The 17,505-nt window shown below is 51.8% G+C and carries 18 protein-coding genes and 1 other RNA gene; 11 read left to right on the plus strand and 8 right to left on the minus strand.

Translation table 11 applies throughout. The features are described 5' to 3' along the window. Window positions 1-12: 12 nt before the first annotated feature. The 5 genes from rplS to ffh all read right to left on the minus strand — a co-directional run bounded on the left by rplS (window position 13) and on the right by ffh (window position 3,513). Window positions 13-360 carry a 50S ribosomal protein L19 gene (rplS, locus tag A31E_RS09850; RefSeq protein ID WP_000065253.1) on the minus strand — a complete coding sequence of 116 codons (348 nt, stop codon included), beginning with the start codon at window positions 358-360 and terminating at the stop codon, window positions 13-15. Window positions 361-401: 41 nt separating this feature from the next. After that, on the minus strand, window positions 402-1,169 hold the full coding sequence (gene trmD / locus A31E_RS09845) for a tRNA (guanosine(37)-N1)-methyltransferase TrmD (protein ID WP_000264785.1): 768 nt from the start codon (window positions 1,167-1,169) through the stop codon (window positions 402-404). A 30-nt stretch (window positions 1,170-1,199) separates the two neighbouring features. After that, the gene (rimM, locus tag A31E_RS09840; protein WP_000043335.1) at window positions 1,200-1,748 is read right to left on the minus strand and encodes a ribosome maturation factor RimM; all 549 of its coding nucleotides are present in this window, start codon (window positions 1,746-1,748) and stop codon (window positions 1,200-1,202) included. A gap of 18 nt (window positions 1,749-1,766) precedes the next feature. Next, entirely contained in the window at window positions 1,767-2,015 is a 249-nt protein-coding gene (gene rpsP / locus A31E_RS09835) for a 30S ribosomal protein S16 (RefSeq protein ID WP_001371138.1), read from the minus strand. A 136-nt stretch (window positions 2,016-2,151) separates the two neighbouring features. Continuing rightward, the gene (ffh, locus tag A31E_RS09830; RefSeq protein ID WP_000460036.1) at window positions 2,152-3,513 is read right to left on the minus strand and encodes a signal recognition particle protein; all 1,362 of its coding nucleotides are present in this window, start codon (window positions 3,511-3,513) and stop codon (window positions 2,152-2,154) included. A 166-nt stretch (window positions 3,514-3,679) separates the two neighbouring features. Between ffh and A31E_RS09825 the strand changes: the two genes are divergently transcribed. Then, window positions 3,680-4,471, plus strand: coding sequence for a cytochrome C assembly family protein (locus A31E_RS09825; protein WP_010376639.1), 792 nt, complete (start codon window positions 3,680-3,682; stop codon window positions 4,469-4,471). A gap of 19 nt (window positions 4,472-4,490) precedes the next feature. Beyond that, a complete protein-coding gene (locus A31E_RS09820) occupies window positions 4,491-5,777 on the plus strand; it encodes an HlyC/CorC family transporter (protein ID WP_010723175.1) in 1,287 nt (428 codons plus the stop codon). 54 nt (window positions 5,778-5,831) lie between these two features. On the opposite strand, the gene grpE is transcribed toward A31E_RS09820, so the two are convergent. Continuing rightward, window positions 5,832-6,425, minus strand: coding sequence for a nucleotide exchange factor GrpE (grpE, locus tag A31E_RS09815; RefSeq protein ID WP_001366580.1), 594 nt, complete (start codon window positions 6,423-6,425; stop codon window positions 5,832-5,834). Between the two features lie 122 nt (window positions 6,426-6,547). On the opposite strand from grpE, the gene nadK reads away from it, so the two are divergent. The 3 genes from nadK to bamE all read left to right on the plus strand — a co-directional run bounded on the left by nadK (window position 6,548) and on the right by bamE (window position 9,666). Then, window positions 6,548-7,426 carry an NAD(+) kinase gene (gene nadK, locus A31E_RS09810; protein ID WP_001059172.1) on the plus strand — a complete coding sequence of 293 codons (879 nt, stop codon included), beginning with the start codon at window positions 6,548-6,550 and terminating at the stop codon, window positions 7,424-7,426. Between the two features lie 85 nt (window positions 7,427-7,511). Continuing rightward, window positions 7,512-9,173, plus strand: coding sequence for a DNA repair protein RecN (gene recN / locus A31E_RS09805; protein ID WP_001516912.1), 1,662 nt, complete (start codon window positions 7,512-7,514; stop codon window positions 9,171-9,173). Between the two features lie 148 nt (window positions 9,174-9,321). Beyond that, on the plus strand, window positions 9,322-9,666 hold the full coding sequence (gene bamE / locus A31E_RS09800; protein WP_001203438.1) for an outer membrane protein assembly factor BamE: 345 nt from the start codon (window positions 9,322-9,324) through the stop codon (window positions 9,664-9,666). A 56-nt stretch (window positions 9,667-9,722) separates the two neighbouring features. Here the strand turns inward: bamE and A31E_RS09795 are convergent, their stop codons facing one another. Together A31E_RS09795 and ratA are read right to left on the minus strand one after the other, a co-directional pair. Continuing rightward, on the minus strand, window positions 9,723-10,013 hold the full coding sequence (locus tag A31E_RS09795; RefSeq protein WP_001117829.1) for an RnfH family protein: 291 nt from the start codon (window positions 10,011-10,013) through the stop codon (window positions 9,723-9,725). After that, on the minus strand, window positions 10,003-10,440 hold the full coding sequence (ratA, locus tag A31E_RS09790; protein WP_024193604.1) for a type II toxin-antitoxin system toxin RatA: 438 nt from the start codon (window positions 10,438-10,440) through the stop codon (window positions 10,003-10,005). The genes A31E_RS09795 and ratA overlap by 11 nt, the downstream gene beginning before the upstream one ends. A 170-nt stretch (window positions 10,441-10,610) precedes the next feature. On the opposite strand from ratA, the gene smpB reads away from it, so the two are divergent. The 6 genes from smpB to gabT all read left to right on the plus strand — a co-directional run bounded on the left by smpB (window position 10,611) and on the right by gabT (window position 17,478). Beyond that, entirely contained in the window at window positions 10,611-11,093 is a 483-nt protein-coding gene (gene smpB, locus A31E_RS09785; RefSeq protein ID WP_000162574.1) for an SsrA-binding protein SmpB, read from the plus strand. Window positions 11,094-11,308: 215 nt separating this feature from the next. Next, window positions 11,309-11,671: a transfer-messenger RNA gene (gene ssrA / locus A31E_RS24410) on the plus strand. Window positions 11,672-12,447: 776 nt separating this feature from the next. Continuing rightward, window positions 12,448-13,425, plus strand: a complete 978-nt coding sequence (gene glaH / locus A31E_RS09780) for a glutarate dioxygenase GlaH (RefSeq protein ID WP_016249101.1) — start codon at window positions 12,448-12,450, stop codon at window positions 13,423-13,425. Window positions 13,426-13,444: 19 nt separating this feature from the next. Then, window positions 13,445-14,713 (plus strand): L-2-hydroxyglutarate oxidase, encoded by a 1,269-nt coding sequence (gene lhgO / locus A31E_RS09775; RefSeq protein ID WP_016249102.1) that lies wholly within the window; start codon window positions 13,445-13,447, stop codon window positions 14,711-14,713. Between the two features lie 22 nt (window positions 14,714-14,735). Continuing rightward, window positions 14,736-16,184 (plus strand): NADP-dependent succinate-semialdehyde dehydrogenase, encoded by a 1,449-nt coding sequence (gene gabD / locus A31E_RS09770; RefSeq protein ID WP_016249103.1) that lies wholly within the window; start codon window positions 14,736-14,738, stop codon window positions 16,182-16,184. A 13-nt stretch (window positions 16,185-16,197) separates the two neighbouring features. After that, entirely contained in the window at window positions 16,198-17,478 is a 1,281-nt protein-coding gene (gene gabT, locus A31E_RS09765; protein WP_001516916.1) for a 4-aminobutyrate--2-oxoglutarate transaminase, read from the plus strand. The last annotated feature ends 27 nt before the right edge of the window (window positions 17,479-17,505 follow it).

Raw genomic sequence — 17,505 nt, forward strand, 5'->3', positions numbered from 1 at the left:
TTAAGCGAAATCTTAGTTAAGACGCTCTTTGATACGAGCAGCCTTACCAGTACGCTCACGCAGGTAGTACAGTTTAGCTTTACGAACAGCACCACGACGTTTGACAGAAATGCTGTCAACTACCGGAGAGTGAGTCTGGAAGACACGCTCAACGCCTTCGCCGTTGGAAATTTTACGAACAGTGAATGCAGAGTGCAGACCGCGGTTACGAATAGCGATAACCACGCCCTCGAATGCCTGCAGACGTTTTTTGGAACCTTCAACAACCCATACTTTCACTTCCACGGTATCACCCGGACGGAAGGAAGGTACGTCCTGCTTCATCTGCTCTTGTTCAAGTTGCTTAATAATGTTGCTCATAATTTAATCTCTTATCCTGGGTAAACTGATATCTCGGGGGCTTACGCCATCCCATCATGTTTATGTTGCTGTTGCGCGTGTTCGGTTTTGAACTCCGCCAGCAACCTTGCTTGCTCTTCAGTCAGAGCCAGGTTTTCCAGAAGTTCAGGTCTTCTAAGCCAGGTACGGCCCAGCGACTGTTTCAAACGCCAGCGACGTATCTCGGCATGGTTGCCCGACAGTAACACTGACGGAACTTCCATCCCTTCTAACACCTCAGGCCGCGTATAGTGCGGGCAATCCAGCAATCCTTCAGCAAAGGAATCTTCCGTTGCTGAGGCTTCATGTCCCAGTACCCCCGGAATAAACCGGGAGACAGAGTCAATCAACGTCATTGCTGGTAACTCACCACCACTCAGAACGTAATCCCCGATTGACCATTCTTCGTCAATTTCGGTTTGGATCACGCGCTCATCTATACCTTCGTAGCGACCGCACACCAGAATCAATTTTTGATTCGTTGCCAGTTCGCTGACGCCTGCTTGATCAAGCTTGCGCCCCTGCGGTGACAGATAGATCACCTTAGCGCCTTCACCCGCCGCGCTTTTTGCTGCATGAATGGCATCCCGTAAAGGTTGCACCATCATTAACATCCCCGGTCCGCCGCCGTAAGGACGATCGTCCACGGTACGGTGCCGGTCATGCGTGAAGTCACGAGGACTCCAGCTCTGGATGCTCAGCAGGCCATTTTTAACTGCCCGGCCAGTTACCCCGTAATCGGTAATTGCGCGGAACATTTCAGGAAACAGGCTAATTATGCCAATCCACATAGCGCCGTCTTTTACCGTTTATCCGGTGGTTTAAAAACCAGGATCCCAATCTACTTCGATTGAACGAGTAGTGAGATCGACTTTCTTGATAACCTGCCCATCGAGGAACGGTACGAGACGTTCCTTGATACCAAACGCATCTTTCAGGTTTGCCTTAATGACGAGAACGTCATTAGATCCGGTTTCCATCATGTCGACGACTTTACCGAGATCGTAGCCTTCAGTGGTCACTACCTGGCAGCCCATCAGGTCTTTCCAGTAGTAGTCACCCTCTTCAAGCTGAGGCAACTGCGAAGAATCTACGACAATTTCACAATTCGTCAGCAGGTTCGCCGCATCACGATCGTCAACGCCTTTCAGCTTGATGATCATGTCCTGATTGTGGTGCTTCCAGCTTTCCAACTGGACTTGCTGCCACTGACCCGCCTTCTGGATAAACCAGGGCTGATAGTCAAAAATGCTTTCGGCGTCTTCGGTGGAAGAAAACACTCTGAGCCACCCACGAATACCGTAAGACGAACCCATTTTTCCCAAAACGATGGGATCAACAGGTGCTTGCGCGGTGAGTTGTTTGCTCATCATGACCACCGTGACAGATTAAGCTGCTTTGTTTACTTCTTTGATCAGCGCAGCAACGCGATCAGAAATAGTTGCGCCCTGGCCAACCCAGTGAGCAATGCGATCCAGATCCAGGCGGGCGCCTTCTTCTTTTTCGCTAGCGATTGGGTTGAAGAAACCAACGCGCTCAATGAAGCGACCGTTGCGTGCATTACGGCTGTCAGCGACAACAACCTGGTAGAACGGACGCTTTTTAGCGCCGTGACGTGCTAAACGAATAGTTACCATAACATCCTCTTGTGTGAATAAAACAACCGGACCCCATCGAGGAACGGAGTCCGGTGTCATATTAAAAGCCCGAAAATTTTACTGATTTCTGGAGAAAATGCAATCAACAGTTAATAACTCTGTCGCATAAGGTCATTTAGCGACCAGGAAATCCCGGCGGCATCATCCCTTTCATGCTTCTCATCATCTTCGCCATTCCGCCCTTCTTCATCTTCTTCATCATGCGCTGCATGTCGTCGAACTGCTTCAGAAGACGGTTAACATCCTGTACCTGCATACCGCAACCGGCAGCGATACGACGTTTACGCGAACCTTTGATGATTTCTGGCTTAGCGCGCTCTTTCAGCGTCATCGAGTTGATGATGGCTTCCATACGCACCAGCACTTTATCGTCCATCTGCGACTTCACGTTCTCCGGGATCTGCCCCATACCCGGCAGTTTGCCCATCAGGCTGGCCATGCCGCCCATGTTTTTCATCTGGCGCAACTGTTCAAGGAAATCGTTGAGATCGAAGCCGTCGCCTTTTTTCAGCTTGCTGGCTAATTTCTCAGCCTGCGCGCGGTCAACTTTGCTTTCGATATCTTCGATCAGCGACAGAACATCGCCCATACCGAGAATACGGGAAGCGATGCGGTCCGGATGGAACGGTTCCAGCGCCTCTGTTTTCTCACCAACACCGAGGAATTTGATCGGTTTGCCAGTGATGTGACGAATCGAGAGCGCCGCACCGCCGCGGGCATCGCCGTCTACTTTGGTCAACACTACGCCGGTAAGCGGTAACGCTTCATTGAACGCTTTTGCCGTATTGGCGGCATCCTGACCGGTCATGGCGTCAACCACAAACAAGGTTTCAACCGGGTTAATCGAAGCGTGGACTTGTTTGATCTCGTCCATCATCGCTTCATCAACGTGCAAACGACCGGCAGTATCCACCAGCAACACGTCGTAGAATTTCAGTTTGGCTTCTTTCAGCGCCGCATTAACGATATCGACCGGCTTCTGACCAACATCTGAAGGGAAGAAATCGACGCCTACCTGTTCGGCCAGCGTCTCAAGCTGTTTGATTGCCGCCGGACGATAAACGTCGGCAGAAACCACCAGCACTTTCTTTTTGTGCTTCTCGCGCAGGAACTTACCGAGTTTACCAACGCTGGTTGTTTTACCGGCACCTTGCAGGCCCGCCATCAGCACCACCGCAGGCGGCTGCGCAGCCAGATTCAGGGTCTGGTTCTCTTCGCCCATCGCCGCAACCAGTTCGTTACGGACGATTTTGACGAACTCCTGCCCCGGCGTCAGGCTCTTGTTAACTTCATGACCAACCGCTTTCTCTTTTACGCGATTGATAAACTCACGCACTACCGGCAGAGCGACGTCCGCCTCCAGCAGCGCCATGCGCACTTCGCGCAGCGTATCTTTAACGTTGTCTTCAGTAAGGCGTCCACGGCCACTGATATTGCGCAGCGTGCGCGACAAACGATCGGTTAAATTATCAAACATTGTCTCTCGCCTGGGGTGGAAACGGTTGGCCGCAATCGCGACACATCATCAGTATTTTGCCGCAGTATAACATGAAGGCGTCTTTGTTGTTATGCAACGGTTGGAGCCGCGTTCACCTGACGCTATACTGCTTTTCTTTCTCATTGCTCAAACTGTCGACATTACTATGCCCGTTTTTGCTCTGCTCGCGCTCGTCGCCTACTCTGTCAGTCTCGCACTGATTATTCCCGGTCTGCTGCAAAAAAACGGCGGCTGGCGGCGAATGGCTATTATTTCTGCGGTCATCGCGCTGGTTTGCCACGCTATTGCTCTTGAAGCCCGCATACTGCCCGGCGGTGATAGCGGACAAAACCTTAGCCTGTTGAATGTCGGTTCGTTGGTCAGCCTGATGATCTGTACGGTGATGACCATTGTGGCCTCACGTAACCGTGGCTGGCTGCTGCTGCCGATTGTTTACGCCTTTGCGCTCATCAACCTGGCGCTGGCGACCTTCATGCCCAATGAATACATCACCCACCTGGAAGCAACACCCGGGATGCTGATGCACATTGGCTTATCGCTCTTTTCCTACGCCACGCTGATTATCGCTGCCCTGTACGCGCTGCAACTGGCATGGATTGATTACCAACTGAAGAACAAGAAGTTGGCGTTTAATCAGGAAATGCCTCCACTGATGAGTATTGAACGTAAAATGTTCCACATCACGCAAATTGGTGTGGTGCTATTGACGCTCACTCTCTGTACAGGCCTGTTCTACATGCACAACTTATTTAGCATGGAAAATATCGACAAGGCCGTGCTCTCTATTGTGGCGTGGTTTGTCTATATTGTGCTGCTGTGGGGGCATTATCATGAAGGATGGCGTGGACGCCGCGTTGTCTGGTTTAACGTCGCCGGCGCAGTCATTCTGACACTGGCCTATTTTGGCAGCCGAATTGTCCAGCAGTTAATCAGCTAAACCAGAAAAGGAGCTTCCCCTGGAACATATCTCTACTACCACGTTGATCATAATTTTGATCATCATGGTGGTCATTTCAGCCTATTTTTCCGGCTCCGAAACCGGAATGATGACACTCAACCGCTATCGCCTGCGACATATGGCGAAGCAGGGTAATCGCTCGGCTAAACGGGTCGAAAAATTACTGCGCAAACCCGACCGCCTGATAAGCCTGGTGTTAATCGGCAATAACCTGGTCAATATTCTCGCTTCCGCACTGGGCACCATTGTCGGAATGCGCTTGTACGGTGATGCAGGCGTGGCGATTGCGACCGGCGTGCTGACCTTCGTGGTGCTGGTTTTTGCCGAAGTATTGCCGAAAACCATTGCCGCGCTGTACCCGGAAAAAGTCGCCTATCCGAGTAGTTTTCTGCTGGCTCCGCTGCAAATTTTGATGATGCCACTGGTCTGGCTACTGAACGCCATCACCCGTATGCTGATGCGTATGATGGGTATCAAAACCGATATCGTAGTCAGCGGCTCTTTAAGCAAAGAGGAGTTGCGCACCATTGTGCACGAATCACGCTCACAAATTTCCCGCCGCAATCAGGATATGCTGCTATCGGTGCTCGATCTGGAAAAAATGACCGTTGATGACATCATGGTGCCGCGCAGTGAAATCATCGGCATCGATATCAACGACGACTGGAAATCGATTCTCCGTCAACTCTCCCACTCTCCTCACGGGCGCATCGTGCTGTACCGCGACTCTCTGGACGACGCCATTAGTATGCTGCGAGTACGTGAAGCCTGGCGGCTGATGTCGGAGAAAAAAGAGTTCACTAAAGAAACCATGCTGCGCGCTGCGGACGAAATTTATTTTGTTCCGGAAGGCACGCCGCTCAGTACACAATTAGTTAAATTTCAACGCAATAAAAAGAAAGTTGGTCTGGTCGTCAACGAATACGGAGATATTCAGGGGCTGGTCACAGTTGAAGATATTCTTGAAGAGATTGTCGGTGATTTCACCACGTCGATGTCACCAACGCTTGCCGAAGAGGTCACACCGCAAAACGACGGTTCGGTGATTATCGATGGCACCGCCAACGTGCGAGAAATTAACAAAGCCTTTAACTGGCATCTACCGGAAGATGATGCCCGCACGGTTAATGGCGTTATTCTGGAGGCGCTGGAAGAGATCCCTGTCGCAGGCACCCGCGTGCGTATTGGCGAGTACGATATCGATATCCTCGACGTTCAGGACAATATGATTAAGCAGGTAAAAGTTTTTCCTGTAAAACCGCTACGTGAAAGCGTGGCGGAGTAACGAAAACGGCCCGGCATTCATATGCAGGGCCGTAACTCATTACGAAGGCAGAAATTAAGCTTTCGCTTTCGCGACAGTAACCATCGCCGCACGAATCGTACGACCGTTCAGCGTATAACCCTTCTGCATGATGCCCAGTACGTTACCCGGCGCAACGTCATCAGATTCCACCATTGCGATGGCCTGATGCACGTTTGGATCCAGCGGTACGTTCGTTTCGGCAATGACATCAACGCCAAATTTACGTACTACATCCAGCATCGACTTCAGCGTCAGCTCAATACCTTCAACCATCGCAGACATATCCGGGTTAGCTTTATCAGCCACTTCCAGCGCACGATCCAGACTATCAATCACCGGCAGCAATTCGTTGATGAATTTCTCCAGCGCAAATTTATGCGCTTTTTCGATATCCAGTTCAGTACGACGACGCAGGTTTTCCATTTCCGCTTTTACGCGCAAAATACCGTCCCGTTCACGGGTCTGGGCTTCAGCCAGCTGAGCTTCGAGATTCGCAATTTTTTCATCGCGCGGATCCACCTGCTCAGCAGAAGCTTCTGGCTCAACTGCCTCAATCTCTTCGTGCTGATCCATGATAATTTCTTCCGGGGCTTGCCCCTCAGGCGTTTTCTGTTCTTTACTACTCATGAATTTCTCCGCGTTTTTTTCGCATTCATCTCGCTAACTTGGCTTATTATGGGGATCAGTTTCAGGGTTTCAAGGGAAGCACTCACATTGTCATCAATCTTCACAACAAGGACCTCGGAAAAATGAATAATCATTTCAAGTGTATTGGCATTGTGGGACACCCACGGCACCCTACTGCACTGACAACACATGAAATGCTCTACCGCTGGTTGTGCACAAAAGGTTACGAGGTCATCGTTGAGCAGCAAATCGCTCACGAACTGCAACTGAAGAATGTGAAAACTGGCACACTCGCGGAGATTGGACAACTGGCTGATCTCGCGGTAGTTGTTGGTGGCGACGGTAATATGCTGGGCGCGGCGCGCACGCTCGCCCGCTACGACATTAAAGTCATTGGCATCAACCGTGGCAACCTGGGTTTCCTGACTGACCTTGACCCCGATAACGCCCAACAACAGTTAGCCGATGTGCTGGAAGGCCACTACATCAGCGAAAAACGTTTTTTGCTGGAAGCACAAGTCTGCCAGCAAGATTGCCAGAAGCGCATCAGCACAGCGATTAACGAAGTAGTGCTTCACCCTGGTAAAGTAGCGCATATGATTGAGTTCGAAGTGTATATCGACGAGATCTTTGCGTTTTCTCAGCGCTCCGATGGACTGATTATTTCTACGCCTACAGGTTCTACCGCCTATTCCCTCTCGGCGGGCGGCCCGATTCTGACACCATCACTGGATGCAATTACCCTGGTGCCAATGTTCCCGCATACACTCTCGGCGCGCCCGCTGGTCATTAACAGCAGCAGCACAATTCGCCTGCGCTTTTCGCACCGCCGTAGCGATCTGGAAATTAGCTGCGACAGCCAGATAGCGCTACCGATTCAGGAAGGTGAAGATGTCCTGATTCGTCGTTGTGATTACCATCTGAATCTGATTCATCCAAAAGATTACAGCTATTTCAATACATTAAGCACTAAGCTCGGCTGGTCAAAAAAATTATTTTAATTTTACACCAGCCTCTTTACTGTATATAAAACCAGTTTATACTGTACACAATAACAGTAATGGTTTTTCATACAGGAAAACGACTATGTTGGCACAACTGACCATCAGCAACTTTGCTATTGTTCGTGAGCTTGAGATTGATTTTCACAGCGGTATGACCGTAATAACCGGTGAGACCGGCGCAGGCAAATCTATTGCAATAGATGCGCTCGGCCTTTGTCTCGGTGGTCGCGCTGAAGCCGACATGGTGCGTACCGGCGCTGCTCGCGCAGACCTGTGCGCTCGTTTTTCTCTTAAAGATACGCCAGCGGCTCTGCGCTGGCTGGAAGAAAACCAACTGGAAGATGGCCGCGAATGCCTGCTTCGTCGCGTGATCAGTAGCGATGGCCGCTCCCGTGGTTTCATCAACGGCACGGCCGTTCCTCTGTCACAACTGCGCGAACTGGGTCAGTTGCTCATCCAGATCCACGGTCAGCATGCTCATCAGTTACTTACCAAGGCCGAGCACCAAAAATTCCTGCTTGATGGCTACGCCAATGAAACTTCTCTGCTCCAGGAAATGACCGCTCGTTATCAGTTGTGGCATCAAAGCTGCCGCGACCTGGCGCATCATCAACAGTTAAGTCAGGAACGCGCCGCTCGCGCGGAACTGCTGCAATATCAGTTAAAAGAACTGAACGAATTTAATCCGCAGCCCGGTGAGTTTGAACAAATCGACGAAGAGTACAAGCGTCTGGCTAACAGCGGTCAATTGCTGACCACCAGCCAGAATGCACTGGCATTAATGGCCGACGGTGAAGATGCAAACCTGCAAAGTCAGCTTTACACGGCTAAACAACTGGTGAGCGAACTGATTGGTATGGACAGCAAACTGTCCGGTGTACTTGATATGCTGGAAGAGGCCACAATCCAGATAGCTGAAGCCAGTGACGAATTACGCCACTACTGCGATCGTCTGGATCTCGACCCTAACCGGTTGTTCGAACTTGAACAACGTATCTCAAAACAGATTTCACTGGCACGTAAACACCACGTCAGCCCGGAAGCATTGCCACAATATTATCAATCACTGCTGGAAGAACAACAGCAACTCGACGATCAGGCCGACTCGCAAGAAACTCTCGCGCTGGCCGTAACTAAACACCATCAGCAGGCGCTGGAAACGGCACGCGCGTTACACCAACAACGCCAGCACTATGCAGCAGAACTTGCGCACCTGATCACCGACAGTATGCACGCACTCTCCATGCCGCATGGGCAATTTACGATTGATGTGAAATTTGATGAGCATCACCTGAGCGCTGACGGTGCCGACCGCATTGAGTTTCGGGTTACCACCAACCCTGGTCAGCCAATGCAGCCTATCGCCAAAGTCGCATCCGGTGGTGAATTGTCGCGTATCGCTCTGGCGATTCAGGTTATTACAGCGCGTAAAATGGAAACGCCAGCGCTCATTTTCGATGAAGTGGATGTGGGGATCAGCGGCCCGACTGCAGCAGTCGTCGGCAAACTGCTACGTCAGCTTGGCGAATCAACCCAGGTAATGTGTGTTACCCACCTGCCACAAGTCGCAGGATGCGGTCATCAACACTATTTTGTCAGCAAAGAAACAGATGGCGCGATGACAGAAACACATATGCAATCACTGGATAAAAAGGCGCGGTTACAGGAGTTGGCGCGCTTACTTGGTGGTAGCGAAGTTACCCGCAACACCCTGGCGAACGCGAAAGAACTGCTTGCGGCGTAAACTTTTTTACTGCTTCACGGTCAGAGTAGACAGCAAAACGCCGTAAGACCCGACAGCAAAAGGTTTTAAAGTGACGAAAGGTCTATTATCATCGGCATATTACAGATGAGCCACGTACTGCTCGGGCCCGAAAAGGAATCAAATCACTATGCGCTGTAAAACGCTGACTGCTGCCGCAGCAGTACTATTGATGTTGACCGCAGGCTGTTCCACTCTGGAGCGAGTGGTTTACCGTCCTGACATCAACCAGGGGAACTATCTGACCGCTAACGACGTATCCAAAATACGCGTTGGCATGACGCAACAACAAGTTGCGTACGCATTGGGTACACCGCTGATGTCCGATCCATTTGGTACGAATACCTGGTTCTATGTCTTCCGCCAACAACCAGGTCATGAAGGTGTAACGCAGCAAACGCTGACGCTGACCTTTAACAGCAGCGGTGTGTTGACCAATATTGATAACAAACCCGCACTGAGTGGCAACGAATAAAATTTGCTGTTTATAGCGATCAAAAAGGTGCTCGCTGAGCACCTTTTTTCTGCCTGCTATTTATTCGCTGACTTCTCTGCCCGCTGCCTGCGAAGCTCTTTCGGATCGGCAATCAATGGTCGATAAATCTCTACACGATCGCCATCGCGCACGATATCACTCAGTTTTGCCGGACGACTGTAAATGCCGACTTTATTTTTAGTTAAATCGATATCTGTACGCAATTCCAGCAAACCGCTGGCGCGAATCGCCTCTTCAACCGTCGCTCCCTCCTGCAACATCACACGTTGCAGGTACTGCTTCTCTGGTAACGCGTAAGCTACCTCAACGGCAATTTTACCTGGCACTATAAACCTCTTTTGCTCGCACAGTGAAAGCCTGCACCATATTAGTCGCCAGCTCTTTAAACACGCGACCAAAGGCGAGTTCAATCAGCTTATTAGTAAACTCAAAATCGAGATGAAACTCGATACGGCACGCCTCCTGGCTCAGCGGCGTAAACTTCCAACCGCCGATCAACTTCTTGAACGGCCCATCAACCAGATTCATGAGGATACTTTGGTTTCTGGTCAACTGATTCCGGGTAGTAAACGTTTTGCTGATCCCAGCCTTAGAGACATCTACCGCAGCGGTCATCTGCCCAGGAGTGGACTCCAGAATCCGACTTCCGGTACAACCCGGCAAAAACTGAGGATAAGACTGAACGTCATTCACTAACTGATACATTTGCTCCGCGCTGTAGGGTACGAGTGCGGTCCGGCTAATTTGAGGCATAACAAATTCCATCAACAAAAAACCAACAAATAATATCATTTATCCTGCTGTAAAAAAAACGCTATCCCGGCACTGGGTAACATCGGGTTCATGCTAAGATAGAGCCTTGTCCCCCGCAGGATTAATATGGGGTGTTTTCGATTTCAGATTACCGATGATTCACGACGCTTATGACGAAGAAAAAAGCACATAAACCTGGTTCAGCAACCATAGCGCTCAACAAGCGCGCCCGTCACGAATACTTTATTGAAGAAGAGTTTGAAGCGGGACTCGCCCTGCAAGGCTGGGAAGTTAAATCCCTGCGCGCAGGAAAAGCCAATATTAGCGACAGCTATGTTCTTCTGCGCGACGGAGAAGCGTTCCTGTTTGGCGCAAATATCACGCCGATGGCTGTGGCTTCCACGCATGTGGTGTGCGATCCTACTCGTACTCGCAAGCTACTTCTCAACCAGCGCGAACTGGACTCATTGTACGGTCGCGTAAATCGTGAAGGCTATACCGTAGTGGCGCTCTCCCTGTACTGGAAAAATGCCTGGTGCAAAGTAAAAATTGGTGTCGCGAAAGGTAAGAAACAACACGATAAACGTTCTGACATCAAAGAACGTGAATGGCAGGTGGATAAAGCACGTATCATGAAAAACGCTCACCGTTAAACCTACATAACATATACTGATCAGCCCCTCACCGCGCCTCCCCTCTCCGGTGGCGCGAATGAACATCTTGTTGATAATCATATTTAGCACAGATGTAGTCATCCCCATGCTTAATCGAATAAAAATCATGCTACGCAGGCGCTAAATCCTTGACGATGTCGCCATTGGGGCTGGTCATGGCGCTCACAAATCTGGTATACTCACCGTTACACATTGGGGCTGATTCTGGATTCGACGGGATTTGCGAAACCCAAGGTGCATGCCGAGGGGCGGTTGGCCTCGTAAAAAGCCGCAAAAAATAGTCGCAAACGACGAAAACTACGCTTTAGCAGCTTAATAACCTGCTTAGAGCCCTCTCTCCCTAGCCTCCGCTCTTAGGACGGGGATCAAGAGAGGTCAAACCCAAAAGAGATCGCGTGGAAGCCCTGCCTGGGGTTGAAGCGTTAAAACTTAATCAGGCTAGTTTGTTAGTGGCGTGTCTGTCCGCAGCTGGCAAGCGAATGTAAAGACTGACTAAGCATGTAGTACCGAGGATGTAGGAATTTCGGACGCGGGTTCAACTCCCGCCAGCTCCACCAATCATGATTAGACGGCGTAAGAACAACACCAACAAAAACAGGAAGTTAGCAGTCTCAGCAGGACACCGACCAGACGGTGAGGAGACAAAAAAGGATACGCAAAGGAGCCGCAGCTCTTTAGTGACATAGAAGTCCGCTTATGCGGGCTTTTTTATTTTTTCATCTGCTTAATTTGGCTGTGCTTCATCTATCCCCTCAACAAGCACCATTCTTTTCGTTCACAGCTTCCATATATCAACCAGCCACGAATGCCTTTCAGCCATAAAAAATGAATGTCTGTTATGAGCTCTGAGTTCAACGGGTCGATGCAACGCTATCCTTAATCAAGGAGGACGTTGCTCTTCTGAAATGCAAAAGGGGCTCTAAATGTGAATGGCACGATTATGCGGGATACTTACATAATGTATGGAGACTACGCATTATTCTCCCCCCTGCCAAACAGGTGAAGAACTAAAACTCACCTGTTTACAACAGGTTATTTCAAATTAACTCAATCGTGTATTAAATCGCAGGACACATTTGTTTTGAAGTTTGAAATCACACCCAATACTCACCTCCTATAACCATCACTAACTTATTATTTTAAATAATTATTTCTCTAAAAAAGCATCTATAACTCACCTCACCATATGTTAATAAAATATTGTTTTTGATCACAATAAGAAAACAATATGTCTCTTTTGTGCGCATTTTTCAGAAATGTAGATATTTTTAGATTATGGCTACGAAGTGAGCATCGCCATGTCACCCTACATCTCATAAGAGGATTGCTTCTGATGAATGCACTGACCGCCGTACAAACCAATACTGTCGATTCAGGCCAGGACTATAGCGGATTCACCCTCATACCGTCGGCGCAATCCCCGCGTCTGCTGGAACTCACCTTCACCGAACAGACGACCAAACAGTTTCTCGAACAGGTTGCCGAGTGGCCCGTGCAGGCGCTGGAGTACAAATCGTTTCTGCGTTTTCGGGTGGGCAAAATTCTCGACGATCTGTGTGCAAACCAACTACAGCCGCTGCTGTTGAAGACGTTGCTAAACCGCGCTGAAGGTGCGCTGTTGATCAATGCGGTAGGTGTCGATGATGTGAAGCAGGCGGATGAGATGGTGAAGCTGGCGACGGCGGTGGCGCATCTGATTGGTCGCTCAAATTTCGATGCGATGAGCGGTCAGTATTATGCGCGTTTTGTGGTGAGAAATGTCGATAACTCAGACAGCTATCTGCGCCAGCCGCACCGCGTGATGGAGTTGCATAACGACGGCACCTATGTCGAAGAGATCACTGATTACGTGCTGATGATGAAAATCGACGAACAAAACATGCAAGGCGGAAATTCGCTGCTGCTGCATCTCGATGACTGGGAACATCTGGACCACTTTTTCAGCCACCCGCTGGCGCGCCGTCCGATGCGTTTTGCCGCACCGCCAAGTAAAAACGTCAGCAAAGATGTCTTCCATCCGGTGTTCGACGTCGATCAGCAGGGGCGCCCGGTGATGCGCTATATCGACCAGTTCGTCCAGCCGAAAGACTTCGAAGAAGGCGTATGGTTGAGCGAGCTTTCCGACGCCATTGAAACCAGCAAAGGCATTCTGTCTGTCCCCGTTCCCGTTGGCAAATTCCTGTTGATTAACAACCTGTTCTGGCTGCACGGTCGCGACCGCTTTACCGCGCATCCGGATCTGCGTCGCGAACTGATGCGCCAGCGTGGCTATTTCGCTTACGCCACTAACCACTACCAGACGCATCAGTAAGCGCAAAGGAATTGAGCGGATGTATGATTTTGTGATTATTGGCGGCGGCATCATCGGCATGTCGACCGCCATGCAACTGATTGATGTCTATCCGGACGCCCGCATTGCGTTGCTGGAAAAAGAGTCCGGCCCGGCCTGTCACCAGACGGGCCACAACAGCGGTGTGATCCATGCCGGGGTCTATTACACGCCCGGCAGCCTGAAGGCGAAATTTTGCCTGGCGGGAAACCGCGCCACCAAAGCCTTTTGCGATCAAAACGGCATTCGCTACGACAACTGCGGCAAGATGCTGGTCGCCACGTCCGCTCTCGAAATGGAACGGATGCGCGCGTTGTGGAAACGCACGGCGGCGAACGGGATCGAGCGCGAATGGTTAAACGCCGACGAACTGCGCGAGCGCGAACCGAATATCACCGGGCTTGGCGGTATTTTTGTGCCGTCCAGCGGCATTGTCAGCTATCGCGAAGTGACGGCGGCGATGGCAAAAATCTTCCAGGCCAGAGGCGGTGAGATTATCTATAACGCCGAAGTCAGCGCGCTCAGTGAGCATAAAAACGGCGTGGTGATACGTACCCGTCAGGGCGACGAATATGAAGCATCGACGCTGATTAGCTGTTCCGGACTAATGGCTGACCGGCTGGTGAAAATGCTCGGCCTCGAACCGGGCTTTATCATCTGCCCGTTCCGTGGCGAGTATTTCCGCCTTGCGCCGGAGCATAACCAGATTGTTAACCATCTGATTTACCCCATCCCCGACCCGGCGATGCCATTTTTGGGCGTTCATCTCACCCGGATGATCGACGGCAGCGTGACCGTCGGGCCAAACGCGGTGCTGGCTTTCAAACGCGAAGGCTATCGCAAGCGCGACTTCTCATTTAGCGACACGCTGGAGATTTTGGGCTCTTCGGGGATTCGCCGGGTGCTACAAAACCACCTACGCTCAGGACTGGGCGAGATGAAAAACTCGCTGTGCAAAAGCGGCTATTTGCGGCTGGTGCAAAAGTATTGTCCCCGGCTTTCGTTAAGCGATCTCCAGCCCTGGCCCGCCGGTGTGCGGGCGCAGGCGGTATCGCCGGACGGCAAGCTGATTGACGATTTTCTGTTTGTCACCACCCCGCGCACGATCCACACCTGCAATGCGCCCTCCCCGGCAGCGACATCAGCAATTCCTATTGGTGCGCATATTGTCAGCAAGGTACAAACGCTGCTGGCAAGCCAGAGTAACCCCGGACGCACGCTGCGAGCGGCACGTAGTGTGGATGCCTTACACGCCGCATTTAATCAATAACCTTTGAAAACAGGATGTAGCGATGAAACTTAACGACAGTAACTTATTCCGCCAGCAGGCGTTGATTAACGGGGAATGGCTGGATGCCAACAATGGCGAGGTCATCGATGTCACCAATCCGGCGAACGGCGACAAGCTGGGTAACGTGCCGAAAATGGGTGCTAATGAAACCCGTGCCGCTATCGACGCCGCCAACCGCGCCCTGCCCGCCTGGCGTGCGCTCACCGCCAAAGAACGTGCCACCATTCTGCGCAACTGGTTCAATTTGATGATGGAGCATCAGGACGATTTAGCGCGCCTGATGACCCTCGAACAGGGCAAACCGCTGGCTGAAGCGAAAGGCGAAATCAGCTACGCCGCCTCCTTTATTGAGTGGTTTGCCGAAGAAGGCAAACGTATTTATGGCGACACTATTCCCGGTCATCAGGCCGATAAGCGCCTGATTGTGATCAAGCAGCCGATTGGCGTTACTGCGGCCATCACGCCGTGGAACTTCCCGGCGGCGATGATTACCCGCAAAGCCGGTCCGGCACTGGCGGCAGGCTGCACGATGGTGCTGAAGCCCGCCAGTCAGACGCCGTTCTCTGCGCTAGCGCTGGCAGAGCTGGCGATCCGCGCGGGCATTCCGGCTGGCGTGTTTAACGTGGTCACCGGTTCGGCGGGCGCGGTCGGTAACGAACTGACCAGCAACCCGCTGGTGCGCAAGCTGTCGTTTACCGGCTCGACCGAAATTGGCCGCCAGTTAATGGAACAGTGCGCGAAAGATATCAAAAAAGTGTCGCTGGAGCTCGGCGGCAACGCGCCGTTTATCGTCTTTGACGATGCCGATCTCGATAAAGCCGTGGAAGGCGCGCTGGCCTCGAAATTCCGCAACGCCGGGCAAACCTGCGTCTGCGCCAACCGTTTATACGTGCAGGACGGCGTGTATGACCGCTTTGCCGAAAAATTGCAGCAGGCGGTGAGCAAACTGCAAATCGGTGATGGACTGGAAAAAGGCGTCACCATCGGACCGCTGATCGATGAAAAAGCGGTAGCAAAAGTGGAAGAGCATATTGCCGATGCGCTGGAGAAAGGCGCGCGCGTGGTTTGCGGCGGTAAAGCGCACGAACGCGGCGGCAACTTCTTCCAGCCGACCATACTGGTGGACGTTCCGGCCAACGCCAAAGTGTCGAAAGAAGAGACGTTCGGCCCCCTCGCCCCGCTATTCCGCTTTAAAGACGAAGCCGATGTGATTGCGCAGGCCAATGACACCGAGTTTGGCCTTGCCGCCTACTTCTACGCTCGTGATTTAAGCCGCGTCTTCCGCGTGGGCGAGGCGCTGGAGTACGGCATCGTCGGCATCAATACCGGCATTATTTCCAATGAAGTGGCCCCGTTCGGCGGCATTAAAGCCTCGGGTCTGGGTCGTGAAGGTTCGAAGTATGGCATCGAAGATTACTTAGAAATCAAATACATGTGCATCGGTCTTTAACTGGAGAACGCGAATGAGCAGCAATAAAGAGTTAATGCAGCGCCGCAGTCAGGCGATCCCCCGTGGCGTCGGGCAAATTCACCCGATTTTCGCTGACCGGGCGGAAAACTGCCGGGTGTGGGACGTTGAAGGCCGTGAGTATCTTGATTTCGCGGGCGGGATTGCAGTGCTCAACACCGGGCACCTGCATCCAAAAGTGGTTGCGGCGGTGGAAGCGCAGTTGAAAAAACTGTCGCATACCTGCTTCCAGGTGCTGGCTTACGAGCCGTATCTGGAGTTGTGCGAGATTATGAATCAGAAGGTGCCGGGCGATTTCGCCAAAAAAACGCTGTTGGTCACCACGGGTTCGGAAGCGGTGGAAAACGCGGTAAAAATCGCCCGCGCCGCCACCAAACGCAGCGGCACCATCGCCTTTAGCGGTGCGTATCACGGGCGCACGCACTACACGCTGGCGCTGACCGGCAAGGTGAATCCGTACTCTGCGGGTATGGGGCTGATGCCGGGCCATGTTTATCGCGCGCTTTACCCTTGCCCACTGCATGGCATCAGTGAAGATGACGCTATCGCCAGTATCCACCGAATCTTCAAAAATGACGCTGCGCCGGAAGATATCGCCGCCATCGTGATTGAGCCGGTTCAGGGCGAAGGCGGTTTCTACGCCGCGACGCCAGCCTTTATGCAACGTTTACGCGCGCTGTGTGACGAGCATGGGATCATGCTGATTGCCGATGAAGTCCAGAGCGGCGCGGGACGTACCGGTACGCTGTTTGCGATGGAGCAAATGGGCGTTGCACCGGATCTCACCACCTTTGCGAAATCGATCGCGGGCGGCTTCCCGCTGGCGGGCGTCACCGGACGTGCCGAAGTGATGGACGCCGTCGCACCAGGTGGTCTGGGCGGCACTTATGCGGGTAACCCGATTGCCTGCGTGGCGGCGCTGGAAGTATTGAAGGTGTTCGAGCAGGAAAATCTGCTGCAAAAAGCCAACGATCTGGGGCAGAAACTGAAAGACGGATTGTTGGCAATAGCCGAAAAACACCCTGAGATCAGCGATGTGCGCGGGTTGGGGGCGATGATTGCGATCGAGTTGTTTGAAAATGGCGATCACGACAAACCGGATGCGAAACTCACCGCCGAGATCGTAGCGCGCGCCCGCGATAAAGGTCTGATTCTTCTCTCCTGCGGCCCTTATTACAACGTACTGCGCATCCTTGTCCCCCTCACCATTGAAGATGCTCAGATCCGTCAGGGTCTGGAGATCATCAGCCAGTGTTTTGCTGAGGCGAAGCAGTAGCACCGCTCCATGCCGGAGGCGACGCTT

The sequence above is a fragment of the Escherichia sp. KTE159 genome, assembly GCF_000408805.1.
GTDB lineage: Bacteria > Pseudomonadota > Gammaproteobacteria > Enterobacterales > Enterobacteriaceae > Escherichia > Escherichia marmotae.

Excerpts from the sequence above, each read along its gene's own strand:
- rplS (WP_000065253.1), bottom strand. The coding sequence starts at position 360 with ATGAGCAACATTATTAAGCAACTTGAACAAGAGCAGATGAAGCAGGAC.
- trmD (WP_000264785.1), bottom strand. The coding sequence starts at position 1,169 with ATGTGGATTGGCATAATTAGCCTGTTTCCTGAAATGTTCCGCGCAATT.
- rimM (WP_000043335.1), bottom strand. The coding sequence starts at position 1,748 with ATGAGCAAACAACTCACCGCGCAAGCACCTGTTGATCCCATCGTTTTG.
- rpsP (WP_001371138.1), bottom strand. The coding sequence starts at position 2,015 with ATGGTAACTATTCGTTTAGCACGTCACGGCGCTAAAAAGCGTCCGTTC.
- ffh (WP_000460036.1), bottom strand. The coding sequence starts at position 3,513 with ATGTTTGATAATTTAACCGATCGTTTGTCGCGCACGCTGCGCAATATC.
- A31E_RS09825 (WP_010376639.1), top strand. The coding sequence starts at position 3,680 with ATGCCCGTTTTTGCTCTGCTCGCGCTCGTCGCCTACTCTGTCAGTCTC.
- grpE (WP_001366580.1), bottom strand. The coding sequence starts at position 6,425 with ATGAGTAGTAAAGAACAGAAAACGCCTGAGGGGCAAGCCCCGGAAGAA.
- nadK (WP_001059172.1), top strand. The coding sequence starts at position 6,548 with ATGAATAATCATTTCAAGTGTATTGGCATTGTGGGACACCCACGGCAC.
- recN (WP_001516912.1), top strand. The coding sequence starts at position 7,512 with ATGTTGGCACAACTGACCATCAGCAACTTTGCTATTGTTCGTGAGCTT.
- bamE (WP_001203438.1), top strand. The coding sequence starts at position 9,322 with ATGCGCTGTAAAACGCTGACTGCTGCCGCAGCAGTACTATTGATGTTG.
- ratA (WP_024193604.1), bottom strand. The coding sequence starts at position 10,440 with ATGCCTCAAATTAGCCGGACCGCACTCGTACCCTACAGCGCGGAGCAA.
- smpB (WP_000162574.1), top strand. The coding sequence starts at position 10,611 with ATGACGAAGAAAAAAGCACATAAACCTGGTTCAGCAACCATAGCGCTC.
- glaH (WP_016249101.1), top strand. The coding sequence starts at position 12,448 with ATGAATGCACTGACCGCCGTACAAACCAATACTGTCGATTCAGGCCAG.
- lhgO (WP_016249102.1), top strand. The coding sequence starts at position 13,445 with ATGTATGATTTTGTGATTATTGGCGGCGGCATCATCGGCATGTCGACC.
- gabD (WP_016249103.1), top strand. The coding sequence starts at position 14,736 with ATGAAACTTAACGACAGTAACTTATTCCGCCAGCAGGCGTTGATTAAC.
- gabT (WP_001516916.1), top strand. The coding sequence starts at position 16,198 with ATGAGCAGCAATAAAGAGTTAATGCAGCGCCGCAGTCAGGCGATCCCC.